10 protein-coding genes are annotated in these 14,296 nt (G+C 43.1%); 2 read left to right on the top strand and 8 right to left on the bottom strand.

Features of this window, described 5'->3' with window-relative positions; genetic code table 11:
- The first annotated feature begins 83 nt into the window (after positions 1-83).
- Positions 84-1,142 (top strand): hypothetical protein, encoded by a 1,059-nt coding sequence (locus tag GV64_RS16335; RefSeq protein ID WP_020583869.1) that lies wholly within the window; start codon positions 84-86, stop codon positions 1,140-1,142.
- A gap of 82 nt (positions 1,143-1,224) precedes the next feature.
- Here the strand turns inward: GV64_RS16335 and GV64_RS16330 are convergent, their stop codons facing one another.
- The 5 genes from GV64_RS16330 to GV64_RS16305 all read right to left on the bottom strand — a co-directional run bounded on the left by GV64_RS16330 (position 1,225) and on the right by GV64_RS16305 (position 6,072).
- On the bottom strand, positions 1,225-1,962 hold the full coding sequence (locus GV64_RS16330; RefSeq protein ID WP_020583870.1) for an SDR family NAD(P)-dependent oxidoreductase: 738 nt from the start codon (positions 1,960-1,962) through the stop codon (positions 1,225-1,227).
- A 98-nt stretch (positions 1,963-2,060) separates the two neighbouring features.
- Positions 2,061-2,942 carry an SMC-Scp complex subunit ScpB gene (scpB, locus tag GV64_RS16325; RefSeq protein ID WP_020583871.1) on the bottom strand — a complete coding sequence of 294 codons (882 nt, stop codon included), beginning with the start codon at positions 2,940-2,942 and terminating at the stop codon, positions 2,061-2,063.
- Entirely contained in the window at positions 2,943-3,806 is an 864-nt protein-coding gene (locus tag GV64_RS16320; RefSeq protein WP_020583872.1) for a segregation and condensation protein A, read from the bottom strand.
- A 277-nt stretch (positions 3,807-4,083) separates the two neighbouring features.
- Positions 4,084-4,812, bottom strand: a complete 729-nt coding sequence (locus tag GV64_RS16310) for a hypothetical protein (RefSeq protein WP_152554094.1) — start codon at positions 4,810-4,812, stop codon at positions 4,084-4,086.
- An 84-nt stretch (positions 4,813-4,896) separates the two neighbouring features.
- Positions 4,897-6,072, bottom strand: a complete 1,176-nt coding sequence (locus GV64_RS16305) for a tryptophan--tRNA ligase (protein ID WP_026258455.1) — start codon at positions 6,070-6,072, stop codon at positions 4,897-4,899.
- A gap of 499 nt (positions 6,073-6,571) precedes the next feature.
- Here GV64_RS16305 and GV64_RS16300 point away from each other — a divergent pair, with 499 nt between their 5' ends.
- Entirely contained in the window at positions 6,572-10,084 is a 3,513-nt protein-coding gene (locus GV64_RS16300; RefSeq protein ID WP_152554093.1) for a hypothetical protein, read from the top strand.
- A 129-nt stretch (positions 10,085-10,213) separates the two neighbouring features.
- On the opposite strand, the gene GV64_RS16295 is transcribed toward GV64_RS16300, so the two are convergent.
- The 3 genes from GV64_RS16295 to GV64_RS16285 all read right to left on the bottom strand — a co-directional run bounded on the left by GV64_RS16295 (position 10,214) and on the right by GV64_RS16285 (position 14,253).
- Positions 10,214-11,749 (bottom strand): MutS-related protein, encoded by a 1,536-nt coding sequence (locus GV64_RS16295; protein ID WP_236632963.1) that lies wholly within the window; start codon positions 11,747-11,749, stop codon positions 10,214-10,216.
- 729 nt (positions 11,750-12,478) lie between these two features.
- Entirely contained in the window at positions 12,479-13,105 is a 627-nt protein-coding gene (locus tag GV64_RS16290; RefSeq protein ID WP_026258456.1) for an L-threonylcarbamoyladenylate synthase, read from the bottom strand.
- A 248-nt stretch (positions 13,106-13,353) separates the two neighbouring features.
- Positions 13,354-14,253 (bottom strand): PHP domain-containing protein, encoded by a 900-nt coding sequence (locus GV64_RS16285; RefSeq protein ID WP_081622187.1) that lies wholly within the window; start codon positions 14,251-14,253, stop codon positions 13,354-13,356.
- Between the last annotated feature and the right edge of the window lie 43 nt (positions 14,254-14,296).

Raw genomic sequence — 14,296 nt, 5'->3', positions numbered from 1 at the left:
AGTAATATTCTAATGAATAGTGAACCTATTTAGAAAGCATGATGTCTATGTGGAGCGAATATCTATCGTCTAAAGGTTTGAACATGAATGGCGCAACTGGTGCAGCAGCCTCTGTTAATGGGGCACACTTTAATGGTTATGAGTCCAGTGATAATCCAGCAGCTGTAGATGCTAATGTTGCGGGTGGTACATTTCGAAATAGTACTCCTGAAGATCATGCCAATTACCAGCCTGTAGGTGGTCGCGTTCCCAATGCTCATATGCCAGAAGGTACTTTTATGACTCAGTCACAGGCAGAGAGTGATCCTTGCGAGTCTTCTTCCTTAAGTCGTAAAGATGGTTCAGACCATGAGGATTCTGACAGCGGTTCTTCTGAGTTATCTAACTTTGGTTCCAGTTTAAGTTCAGAAGAGGCAGGTGCCAGTCGGTTGGCGCAACGCTTAGAAGATCTTACGGTAGGATCCACTGAAAATGCTGCGGAACCCTGTATAGATAAGCTGAAAAGACTATTGGAAGATCTGACGGTAAAGCTGATGGAGCTTGAATCATTATCAGGGCAGGCAGATAGTGAAGAAGGTAAAGCAAAGTATGAAAATGCAATAGAGGAACTTGGTCTGATGATCGGAAACTCTATTGGTTCTAACTTGTCAGATGATCTTCAGGAGTTAAATAAAACCGCTTGTGGAATTCAGTCATGGCTGGAAAAAAATAGTAAATTAATTGGTAAGTTTGAAGTTCAACCTGGGGGGATTAGAGTACCTGATGTAAAAACCGGAAGTTTATGTAATGTACAGTTCGATGGTTATATCAATGGTGTTGCTAATTCAGGTGTGATGGTTGTTTTGAATGAATTAATGAAAAAAATTGATTCTTATCTGGGTAAGCATGACATACAGCTGTCAGGCTATTGCCTCTGCACTCGTGCGGAGGACGGAATATATAAACCTGTACTGTCCCTTTCATTATCATGGGTAAATAATAGAGAGCTAGCAGATTTTACTTTCCTGTTAGATGGCGATAGTCAGAAAGGTATTCCGTACTTTTTTGATGAGTTGAATGGGTTTTTACGGCCTGTATTCGGTGAAATGCGTGAAGCGGGTGCTTCAGCTCCGGAAAGAAGTTTGGTGGAAAGTTATCAGTAGCAGGTGGTTGATGAGTCTTCCCTCGAAGGCGGTCGTGCTGACTATAAATCTACGAGCCTTTAAGGCACATGCGTCAAAGGCTTCAGTTCATTATCTTTTTCGTTATCGATGCGATCAGCGGTTTTGGTAGCACCCTTGCCAGACGAATCAGCCATTTCAGGGAGAATGGAAAAAGATAGTCCTGTTTCTCTTTTTCCATAGCATGGATGATATGCTTGGCGGCCGAGTATTCCGATATTTCAAAGGGCGCAGGAATACCATCATCAGAAACTCGTTCTGTGGCAACGAATCCCGGGTAGAGGGACAGGAATTTAATACCCCACTGGGCCAGTTCGATTCGGCAGGTATCCATCAACATACGACCTGCGGCCTTAGCTGCTGAGTAGGGTCCTTGACGGGGAAGTCCCAGAAACCCAGCTAATGAATTGGTATGTGCAATCAGTCCGTAGTTTTGTTTTTTCATAGCAGTTATCAACGGCAACAGGCTGCAAACCAGCGTGTTGTAGTTGATCGCCATGTTATGCAGAACCTCATTAACCGTTGTTGATGCCATATCAAAAGCAGGGCCATCAGCGACATTGATGAGTGCCGCATCAACGATGCCAAATGTAGCAGTAGCCAAGTCAACGGCATCTTCCATCTGTTGAGAACAGAGAGCATCAGCGGCAACGGGTAAACATTGGCTGCCATTATTAATAATGTCTTCTGATAAGGAAGTCAGCAGGTTTTCCCGGCGAGCCAGTATCACAAGGTTATTGTCTTGTTTGCTTAGTTGCAGAGCGACCTGACGACCAATACCGGAAGATGCGCCAATGATCATTATTGTTTTTTTGGTAAGGCGCATGGTGGTTTATATAAAAAGTGTGGACATAAAAGAAGAGGCTTCTAATTAGAAACTCTCTTACTTTGTGGTTAAAGTCAATGTAGGGACTCATCGGGTTCTTCGGAAGGGTTAGAGGGTTCTTCCGAAGACAATTGTTCAACAGTAAGCTGGTCACCTGATAATGGTTCAGCTACGTCACTTATACCAGATTCTGAACCGGTTGTGTTTTCTTCCAGGTCCAGTGCAGGGACTTTCTGTTTTTTGATCAGGTCATTAAAGCCAGTGGGCAGTTCGGCTTCCATGGCATCCAGTTCATCAAAGAGCTCTTGGGCTGAACGCTCTTTGATAACCTCCTGATCTTCCAACTCTGGCTGCTCCAGAGTGCCACCAGCCTGGGCCAGTGCTTCGGCAATTTCCGGCGGTATCTCCAGTGATTTTGCGATTTCTTCAAGATCCCGAATTTCCGATAACGGTGGTAATTCGTTGAGGTTCTGAAGGTTGAAGTAATCCAAGAACTGCCGTGTGGTAGCAAACATGGCCGGTCTTCCGGGCACATCCCGGTGGCCGACGACTCGAACCCATTCACGTTCCTGCAGAGTGCGGATAATGTTACTGCTGACACTGACACCACGAATATCTTCAATCTCCCCACGGGTTATGGGCTGGCGATAGGCGATCAGAGCCAGGGTTTCCAGAAGGGCGCGGGTATAGCGTTGGGGTTTTTCGTCCCAGAGTCCGCCAATCCATGGCGCCATTTGCTGACGCACCTGGAAACGGAAGCCTGAGGCTACCTGTTTCAGCTCAAAGGCCCTGCCTTCACAGGCTTCAGAAACCACAACCAGTGCTTCGCGGATTTCATTACCGTCTGGACGATCTTCTTCCGGAAAAAGGGCGGCCAGTTGTTCGATGTTTAGGGGGCGGCTGCTGGCCATGATGGCCGCTTCCAGAATCAGTGAGAGTTCAGGCTTTTCGCTCATTTATTCAATCCGTGCTTTCACATGAATCGGGCCAAAAGGCTCGCTCTGTACCAGTTCGATCAGGGATTCCTTGATCAGTTCCATAATGGCCATAAATGTCACCACCACACCCAGTCGGCCTTCACTGACCCGGTAGAGGGCCACAAACGGTGTAAAACGTTCGGGGGAGAGCATGGCAAGTACTTCACTCATTCGCTCCCGAACGGAGAGGGCCTCTTCAGCTACATGGTGGTGCTCAAACATATCCGCCCGGCGCATAACTTCGCTGAGAGCAACCAATATGTCTTGCAGATCAACATCCGGGTGAACCTGTGCGCGTTCATAATCGGGTGCCTGAACCTTTGATGGCCAGGTATCCCGACCCATTCTGGGCAGTTCGTCAAGATCCTCCGCTGCTTTTTTGAAGCGTTCGTACTCCTGCAGGCGGCGAACCAGTTCAGCACGAGGGTCTTCTTCTTCCTCTTCACTTTCACTGACTCTGGGTAGCAACATGCGGGATTTAATTTCCGCCAGAGTGGCTGCCATCACCAGGTATTCTGCCGCCAGTTCAAACTGGGAACTCTCCATCAGTTTGACGTACTCCATGTACTGATGGGTGATCTGGGCGACCTGGATATCCAGAATATCCATATTGTTGCGTTTGATCAGATAGAGCAGAAGGTCCAACGGACCCTCAAAGGCTTCCAGGAAGACTTCCAGAGCATCAGGAGGGATATAGAGATCATCAGGCAGTTTGGTGAATGGTTGACCCTTAACCAGTGCCAGCGACCGTTCTACTTTTTCAAGTGCATCGGTTACGGTGTCTGCTTCCGATGGGGCTGGAGCCTGTTCTGGTTGTTCGGCCACGGCTTCCGTCGTGGTCATGGGCAGTTCACCTCTTGCTGGCTGCTCGTCGGGCTCTGTATCAGCCCTGACAGGGGTACGGAGGTTTGACGGCTTATTTGTTAATCAGTTCCATCATGCCTGCAAGGGCGGGGCTCTGTCTAGAGGGGAGTTACCGTGGGGCGGGGAGGATTGTATTAACCACAAAGACAAAGAGGCTCAAAGTTACTTTCATCAAGTTGTGCTATATCGCTTTGCGATTAACTCTTTGGGCAGAGGGAAGGGGAGTGGTGACTATATAAAATAACCAGTTGATAGTTTAAGTGCGGACAAGCTTAAGTTCTTTGGGGACTTCACTCAGTTGATATGTATCTCCTGTGCCTTGGCGAATAGTATATCCTTTATTCTCGATCTCAAGTGCACTGCAGCCACGTAAGTCTGCACACACTCCAACGATAACAGTTTTCTGAGGCAGTTCTTCGAGCACCTTACAAAACTTCAGGATAAGGATTGTTCCTACTTCAATATCACTGCCAGCCAGGCTTCGCAGTTTTTCGCACCCTAAAGCATCCATCTGTGCAGTAATTTTAAGTTCACATGCGATTTCTTCAATTGCTTTCAGGCCGCGTATACTGAATGCTTTACCAGTGTGAATTTTTCCGAAAATCCCTTTGAGCTGATTGCAGTTGCTGATGAAAAAAGAGCCATCAACTGCAATTTCACTTCTTATTTCTTCAATTTGACAGTCCCGTATCTCAAACCGACCTTTTACTGTCAGTTTTCCAGGCATGGATACTATTGTTTGTTTCTCCAGCCTCAGGTCTGACTTGACAATGTAATGGGTATCCTTGATGAAATACTTGCCATTAGATGAAGTAGCCAATTCAATAAAGTATGATTGGGTTATGACTACTTCCTCATGAAGTCTCTGAGGAACAGTAATATGAAGGGAAACGTAAGTAGTGGGGGGGGCTGTAAGCGGGGTATCCATTAATAAAAACACTCTAACAAAGTCTTGGGCAAGCAATGGATGTATCTGATAACTCAATAACAGATACATCCAGGTGTCAGGCACCTTTCAAGCTTTGTTTGATTTAAGCCTTAAAAGTTCCATGTTTTTAGATCTTCACTATCAACGATAGTGAAGCCCCATGGCATCACGGACTTCTTTAAGGGTGTCCTGAGCTTCATCCCGGGCTTTTTCACAGCCTTCGGTAATAATACTTTTTACGACGTCGTGGTTATTTTCCAGCTCCAGCGCCTCAATTCGAATAGGCTCCAGCTCAGCCTGTACCGCTTCAATCAAAGGCTTTTTGCAATCCAGACAGCCAATGCCAGCAGTGGTACATCCATTCTGCACCCAGTCCTGGCGCTGCTGGTCGGAATAAAGTTTATGGAATTGCCATACAGGACACTTCTGTGGGTCGCCCGGGTCGTTTCTGCGAATACGTGCGGGATCAGTGGGCATCTTACGGATTTTTGCATCCACATCATCAGTACTCTCCCTGAGACTGATGGTATTGTTGTAGGACTTGGACATTTTCTGCCCGTCAAGGCCCGGCATCTTGGCATGAGGTGTCATCAAGGCTTGGGGCTCGGGCAGGATAACTTTACCGGTACCTTCCAGGTAACCAAAGAGGCGCTCCCGGTCCCCCAGGGTAATGTTGTTCTGCTCTTTCAACAATGCTTTGGCTGTTTCAAGTGCTTCATCATCACCTTTTTCAAGATAAGTTTTGCGCAGTTTTCGGTAGATTTCACCCTGTTTTCTACCCATTTTCTTTATAGCCAGCTCGGCATTCACTTCAAAACCAGGTTCTCGGCCATAAAGATGGTTAAACCGGCGGGCGATTTCACGGGTGATCTCAACATGGGCTTCCTGGTCCGCACCGACAGGTACACTGCCTGCACGATAAGCCAGAATGTCCGCACTTTGAAGCAGTGGATAGCCCAGAAATCCATAGGTGGACAGATCTTTTTCCCTAAGTTTCTCCTGCTGGTCTTTATAGGTCGGTACCCGCTCCAGCCAGGAGAGCGGGGTCATCATGGAGAGCAGTAGGTGCAGCTCGGCGTGTTCCGGTACACGTGACTGAATAAAAATTGTGGAAGAGCCTGGGTTGACTCCTACCGCCAGCCAGTCAATGACCATGTCCAGCATATGCTGTTGAACGTGCTGTGGATCTTCATAATGAGTAGTGAGTGCATGCCAGTCTGCAACAAAGAAAAAACAGTCATATTCGTGTTGCAGTGTCAGCCAGTTTTTCAAAACACCGTGATAGTGGCCGAGGTGAAGCCGGCCAGTGGGTCGCATACCAGATAAGACTCGCGACTGAGGGTCTACAGCGCTCAAAGGGCTCTCCCTAATTCATCCTGAGGGGACAGGGTACGACAGTTTTAGTCCAGGGGAAAGAGGGGGGCTTTGGACGAGCTCTGCTTGAAACAGGAAACGTTGTCTTTGGGCATATAAATTCATCATTCATGTTTGTTGTTTTGGTATTAATGATTTGGCTGCTGTTCAATTATTTTCATCATGTGCTCAGTATAGTGACGTTGCCTCGGAATAGTTTGAAATTGGAAAATAAATAATGATTGACCGTATGAATATTCTTTGAAATTAACTGTCTTAACTGCGCCCTATTCTAATAATTTGTCGTGAGAGAAAAAGATGCTACCAGCTACTGCACATAACACAGGAGTTAAATTGTGGGGAGGGGGGGAATGAATTTGAAACACAAGCTTTACCCACGAAAGCATCCAAAGCCGTAATCAAAGTCACGACAGTCATTACTGCAAAGGTAGAGCGTGAAACTTTGAGTACTAAGCATTATAAGAAGATTGAAGATAGAAAAATAACACTTGATGATCAATTGTTAAGGTTGCCATTTTTAAATAGTCACCAAAAAGTCAAGCCTTCAATAAGACTTACCAGGGAAGCTAGAGTGACTGAAAAACAAAAAGGAACAGTGGCTGATCGTCTTGATGGACATGAAGAAAAAATTGTGGAAAAGGCAACTGGTTTAGGTAAAGACGTAAGTATGCGCTGGGCTAATGTAAAAAAACAGTTGCCAGATTTCATGCAGACTTGTCCATCAGGATATCAAATATCTGCTGATCTGGAGCTTGAGTGTTCTCTTATTGAAGAAAATGTTTCTCAGGTTATCAAAATGAATAGAGAGTATCGAGCACATATTCTGTCAACTTACCCTACGGATAGAAAATTTGAAAAAATGCATTTAAAGATTAAAAAGCTTGAAAAAGAGTGTGAAGGAAAGCCAAAAGAGCTTCTGATAAGAAAGATGATTGAGCTGGACTTGCCTGAAACAGTGCCTGATTATACCGGGGAAGGGCTAAAGGCTAACTCTTTCGATGAGTTATGGGAGATTGAATCGAAGGAGGTTCGTGAAAAACTAATACCATCTCAAAAGATAAGGTTTGATGCGTGTCAAGGGTTTAACCATCAAAAAGTAATAGGGAAGGATGGTTATAACGATAAGGCGATAGCATTATGTTATCAAAAGTATCTTCAGGACCATTTGAAATTTTTGATGTATCTTTTTCATGGTTTAGTAGCCACTGAGAAGTGTAATGTTAAACCAAAATCCAAATTTGAACCTGAGCCTGAAATAACACCAGAGTATGATTTCCCTGATTTATTAATCCTGGTTGGAAAAGATACTCTGTCTTTGGTTGTAAATTCACTCGATTATTTAAAGGTTGAAGACTGGCAAATTATGACTGCTGAGCAAGTTGTTGGATATAAGGAAGTGCTGTTTTTATGGAATGATATGTTTGATATTGATCTTCATGATCTGTCTGATGTTACCGCTAGGCTGATCGTTCTTGTAACTCTTAAAGAGTATGGTGAGGCTTTATCTCTTTTATCCTTTATAATTAATATTTTTCCCAGTAGGGATTATAAATATTCGGAAGCTGATCTTTTACTGAGAGCTTTCTATAAGATTGTAGAGTATGAAATGCTGCCATCATTAGATGTTCATAAAGGCTATCAGAATGGGAGTGATTTCAATAAAGTGTTTAATGGTTTTTATCAAGTGGTTCAATGTCTGGCTCCATTTGAAAATGATTCTGAAAGAAAAACAGAAAAGTCTATTCTGGAACTCTATAAATGTTGGCAAGATCAATTTGAAGCTTATCTGGATAAATGTAAAACTAAAAGCACTCTATATGAGCAGTGTGCCAAGGAGCTTATTGAGGAAGAAGAAGACGAAGTTAAAAAGGTAGCAAGAGAACAGATGTTACTGAGAGCCATGGCTGCCAGTAATTCGGTGAATGGGAAGAATAGAAAGCGCAGAAAAAATAAAAAAATAACTGCTGCGCAGCAGGAAACAAAAGTCAATGGAAATAAAGCATGTGATCAAAAAGTTATAGGCCATAGCAATGCTGATTTTAATAATAAAACAGTGATTAAAATGATTGACTGGTACTTTCTTTACCGGAAACAGCTAGAGCCTCATACGATTATCCAATATTTGAAATCTATACTGACTGACGATTTATTAAATTTGACCATTTCTCCAGAACAAACAGCTGAATGCTATTATTCTTTATGCGATATTGCTTATGTTTCTATCAATTCCTTTCTGAAAATAGGTGCGCATTATGAACATTGCATTAAGAGAACTAAAGAAGATCAGGCAAGAAATCATTTGACTTCAGGTAGTAGAGCAAATGTGAGACTCAGTGATCAACTTAAAAGAGCTGTAGTTTTTTATGCCAGTATAGAACAGTTTCTTCCTGATATTTTATTAGTGGTAACTGATATTACTAGAGAGTTTTTTCATTATTATCAGGGTAATAAGCACCTTGAGTTAACAATGAAAGAGGCTCACTCATACATTATTGGGTGTTTGAGTGAGCTTGAAATTCTGGTTGGAAAGGTTCTTGGGCAATGTAAAACCGTTAGTGACTTATTTAAGCAGAGAAAACAGATTCTCATAGCTAAAGGCTTAATGGGAGCGAAAAAAGAAGGCAAACGTTCAAAATCTCTTCGAGATTCAGAATTGATTCGAGATTGTTCCGTGAAATTATGTAGTAAATCCTCAGAGATATTAAAGTCTTTATCTGAACTTATGACGTTAGGGAAGGTTGCAAAAGAAATGTTGAGTTCCAGGGAGTTGGAAAAGCTAGAAGTTAGTAGTAAGAGTCAAGCTGTTAATTCAGTACAGTCAGAAGGGGTGGTATCTGTTCAAACTCCCCCAGTGTTCGAAGACTCTGGAAATCCTTTGGATGTTGCACCAAAAAACTGCGCTCAGGTCGTTATAGATCCAGCCCATGTGGGCAAAGAATCCCCAGGGGGGCAGCAGATAAGTGCAATCGTACAGCAGGATATTTCAGACTTGTCATATGCTCATGCTAATACCGTGCTTCCTGTAAATAGTCCATTGTTTGCCTGTGGTTCTGATAAAGTATCCAGCAACCTTGTTAAAGTATATTTGCCGTCGAGAAATAAAAAAAGTGAAATAGAATTAAAAGCGACCAGTATCTTTTTATCTTGCCTTGATGTGTTATCTCGCGAATCTGTCTACGGTAAAGACATATATTTATTTGGATCCTTATCCAGAAATATTCAGTTAGGCATTAATGGCTACTTTAGAGATGTAGATCTGCAATGTACCTTGGGTGCATATCGGCAATTATTGATTCAATTGAATGTTATGTGTAAGAACCACTGTTTTTATTTTGCAGAAAACACTGTTCCAGCAATAAAAGTTTTTGCCATTCCTGAATCAAAAATTATTAACGTATTTACTACAGTTAGCCGGAAGCCTGTTCTCACTATACAGGCCAATATATACTCCAGTGAGTCATTGATACGAGAATGTATTGTTTTTGGAGATTTTTTTACTCAGCAAATGCCAGCGCCGGCTGTTCCCTGTCTTGCCATAGTTAGAGAAATAAAGTGTTGGATAGAGAGTATGGAAATACTTTTGGAAATTTTGAAAGATTCTGGAAAAGTTCTCAATGATATTGTTTTTGTTCGAATGTTGATTGTTGTTAAATTTGACACTATTGATGAAAAATGGAGTGGTGTTTTAATGAGAGCACTGATTACTTATGAGAAATTTGAAAGATATTCAAAAGAGGTTGGTTCACGATGGAGGAGCGCTATAAAAACGGCAGAGGATAATGAGTTAGTAGCTGTGTTTTCCAGAACTCTTAAACTGTTAAAATCATCAATTAAAGCTCATGGCTATTTTAATTTTTTTCAATCATTAATAAATAATTGGTTAGAAAATCCGTCCAAACGTACCGTTATGGCAGATCCTAACTATCTTGTCAGGTTAAACCGTTCTTTAGAGTAACTGTGCTAGGCGGCTAGCTCATCAAAGATTTTAAATTTATATTACCTTAATATTTATGGATAGTCTTGGCACCTTAAACGTTTATAGCCATCTGAAATGAATTTAATATGGTCTATTTATTTTGTGACGTTACTGGTATCCACGACCCTGAAGGGGATATCTTTCAGGGTGTTTAATGATGTCTGTAGCAATATCAAGAAACTCTGATTGGATTCCTTCATCCTCAAGGATTTTGATGGCAATATGCTGTTCCGAATAACCAGGCTTCAACAGATAATCATAAAGCAGTTGACCATCCGTTATCTCAGCCCGGACATGCATGTTTTGGAAAATCCTGGGGTATTCGTCAGCCAATAGTGTGGGCCTTGGGTAGTGAGTGGTGCAGATATTGATAGAATTTGGGTTGTTTGAAATTATTTTCAGGTAGCCATAGGTTCCAGCTTCACCTTCTATTGGGTTTGTACTGCTGAAAATCTCATCCATTAATGTCAGGCTGAACTGTTGCTCTTGCATTTTTTCAATATGATCCATCAGTTCAATAGCTCTGACTGATTCTGCTTTGAATGTTGACAGGCCTGCAGCAACCTCTGAGCTGATATCCATATGAGTATGGATCAATGAGAACGGTGTAATTTCAAGGTTTTGAGCAGGGGCAATGCCGAAGGTCTGGGCCAGAAGGACAGCAATGGCAATACCTTCCATATTGGTTGATTTTCCTGCGGCATTAGGACCTGTAATGATGGTGTTCAGAGGTAGTTTGGCTCCGATTTCTATGCTGTTGGGAACGGCAATATCTGGAGATAAATGAGGATTCCAGAATTGGTCAAGACGCAAGTAAGGGGAATGATGACCAGGTATATAATTTGCGAAGGTGATTGGGTTATTTTCTCGTTGCTGCCCCTTCCTGACGAACTTGGCAATCGTCAGCCAGGCATCGACCTCTCCCACAGCCTGAATGATGGGTAATATAGAATGTTTATGCCTCTGCAGAAGTTCCAGCGCCATGTGGTAGCGTCCCATATGAGAGGTATAGTACTCCCAAGAAGAAGTAACTGGGCTCTCAGGGGTGCCTTTCAACAGAGTGAGTATTTCCCGGAGCTCTTTGGAATACTCAAGTTTGGAAAACTCTGGATAAGATAAAAAAACGCTATTAAAGATAGGGTGGTCTTCAAGTGTTAACCAGAGTTTTCTGGCTTCAAATAATGCAAGCCCAGGGCGTCTACTGCGCTCCATTACGTATGAGTAATAATTTTTTTCTCTTCGCGCGCTTCTCTGCGCTAGGTAAAGTGTGAGGCCATAAAGTGTTATGCCGGTAGCTATTTGTAAAGGATGTGATGAATAGTAGTACAGGTAAGTTGGCATAAATCCCAGACTGAGCAAATTCAGACTTTCGATAAATCGACGGGAAATTTCCTTTCCATTGCTGGATTTTGGATTTAAGCCAAACTGACTGGTAGCATCCAGGCTCTGAAACAGGCCTTTGTAAATTGTATCTGAAGGGTCAAGCAGAGATATAATACCATCTTCATTCACGAAAAAATGACGTAAATGATTTTCCAGTTTATTCATTACGACTGGGTTATCGATCAGGTATTGTATAACGGCCTGTCTTCTCTTTAGTGTATTAATATCTGTTGTAGGGGTGATCAGAATGTTAGCCAACATGATTTCCCCTGATACGGTAATTGCCTTTCCAAGGCTTCTCAAAATACTATGATCAGGTGAAAGCGTTGATCCATTTAGTAGATCAAGATCTTTGACGGCGTACTGAGTCAGAATCTTGTTTTTTGAGTTTTCCTGATTGTTTGTTTGTCTGGTTAGCGCCTTTAATACAATCTTTCGTTTTTCTCCAGAGGTGAGAATGATTTCTGGAAGCTCGCTTTCATTGTCTTCAGGTTCTGGTTTTTCTTCAGAGGCAGGGTAAGCTTGAGAAAAGTGCTGTTGTGATATTTGATAAGTATTTTGTATGCCAAGTTCAGCATTGATGTTTAAAGTTGGTATAAAAATCCCAATAAATATTATGAATAGCTTTTTTTTGTTCCTTGTGGCTTTATTTTTTGTTGCTGCTGATTGTTGCATGGTCTGATGTGTTCTTGGTTTATTAATTAATCGGTTTTTAGATTTCTCGTACTCTAATTCTTGAACTCTATCTGCTTAAAACATGAATTTGGTTTTGAAATCAAAACTTCAATCCTAGACGATATTTTTAAATAAGAAAAAAATAGTGTGAATAAAAATACTAAGGCAGCTTGAAGATGTTACATCTTGCTTTTTCTGTGGTGCTTGTAGCTTAAGATGAATACTCAATTTTGTACTATAGCTTCGTTGAATGGCTGCCATCTTCGTACATTGTTTTAATGTAGACTAACAGCCCCAACTTTACCTCGACACCCGCTAGTCAGCTTGAAAAGGTACTGGGTCTCCTTTACCAACTCTTATAACTTCCGGAATATCATCCATCAGGTTCACGACCGTTGTAGGCTCCATACCCCGGTATCCGCCATCAATGATCAGGTCAAGCTGTGGTTCAAGGGTCATTCGGATATCGTAAGGATCCATCATTGGAAACTCATCACCAGGCAGGTGTAATGTGGAACTCATAATGGGGCAGCCCAGTTCACTAAGCAGTGATTGCACAATGGGGCATTCAGGTACCCTAATACCAATTGTCTTTCTCTTAGGGTGCATCAGTCGCCGTGGTACCTCCCGGGAACCTTTCAAAATGAAGGTATAAGGGCCGGGTGTATGATTTTTAATCATTCGATACTGAGTGTTATTGACCTGGGCATAGGTCGCCAGTTCCGACAAATCCCTGCAGACCAGCGTGAAATTATGCTTTTCATCAAGCCTTCTGATTTGCCTTATTTTCTCAACTGCTTTTTTATCACCAATATGGCAACCCAGAGCATAGGCTGAGTCAGTGGGATAGGCTATCACTCCACCGTCACGAATAATGTCAACGGCTTGCCGGATTAATCGCAACTGAGGGTTGTCTGGATGAATCTGAAAGAACTGGCTCATGGCAATCGTCAGCATTAGTGTGATTCACTCTTTCTATGGCTTGTTCTTCCAAGTGGTGTACGTACTGTTTAGTACAGGAGGTTGTCGGCCATAGTTCGAAGTGATGAAGGTAAGGGCCTTCAGCGAAAGAGCACAGTGGTGATTGCGCGAAAGCGGTGGCGCATCATACCACTGTGATTGACAGGAAAGAAGTGTTTAAGGCTGGTAATAGAAGGGCTGGCATATTTATGGATGAGTTGAGAGTAGTCCTAGCTCCAGGCCTGCCAGACAGGTGTAATATTCTCTGGTAGAGAGGGGGGCAGGCGACCCACATCAACCCATGGGTAGTTAGGGTTGTGGAAATCACTCCCCTGAGATGCCATTAGGTTGAACTCACGACAGAAGCGAGCCATTTGCTCAACCTGGCTGTGTGGATGGTTGGAGCCCTGAACCTCCATGGCGTGACCGCCAGCCAGTTTGAAGTCCTTAATCAATGCTCTGAGCTTGGTGGCCGTCATTCGGTATTTACCTGGGTGGGCGAGAACGGCCGTTCCGCCTAGGGCCCTGATCCAGGCAACCCCCTGACTCATTTTTGGCCAAAAGGCTTTAAGGTTGCCAATTTTGCTATTGTCGAGATACTTACGAAACGCAGCATCCATATCCTGGCAAAATCCTTCACTGATCAGCCATCGGGCAAAGTGTGGTCGTCCAACCTGAATGTCGTCAGGTTTTAGAGTAAAACCATAAGTACTGCTTTTTTGCTGATTGATGGCGCCCTCAAGCACTTGTTGGAATATTAGTTCGGCATTCCATTCAGGCAGCCGTCGGGCAAGACGCTCTGAAATATGGTGCGAGCGCTTTCTGCGAGCGTCTCCCTGGGAATTGACAATGGTTGCAAGGTCTTTGTGACCAAGGGGGAAGTTAAGGCCGACAATATGGATTTCGGCGCCAGACCAGGTGGTAGAGAGCTCAATGCCGGTGATCAGCTTGAGATCACCGGCAGGCATGTGTTCCTTAAGAAAGTGGTGAGCTGCCACCGTATCATGGTCGGTGATGGCGAGGGTATCGACATTGCGTTCCTGTGCCCTGAGACAGAGTTCAACGGGATCAAGAGTTCCATCGGAAGCTGTGGTGTGGCTGTGTAAATCAATGGAAATCAAAATTGTCACTTACCCTGAAATTCAATTAGTTTATTATGTAGTTTGACTGTTA

The organism is Endozoicomonas elysicola, from assembly GCF_000710775.1.
Taxonomy (GTDB): Bacteria; Pseudomonadota; Gammaproteobacteria; order Pseudomonadales; family Endozoicomonadaceae; genus Endozoicomonas; species Endozoicomonas elysicola.
This window is presented reverse-complemented; position numbering and strand designations above follow the sequence as displayed.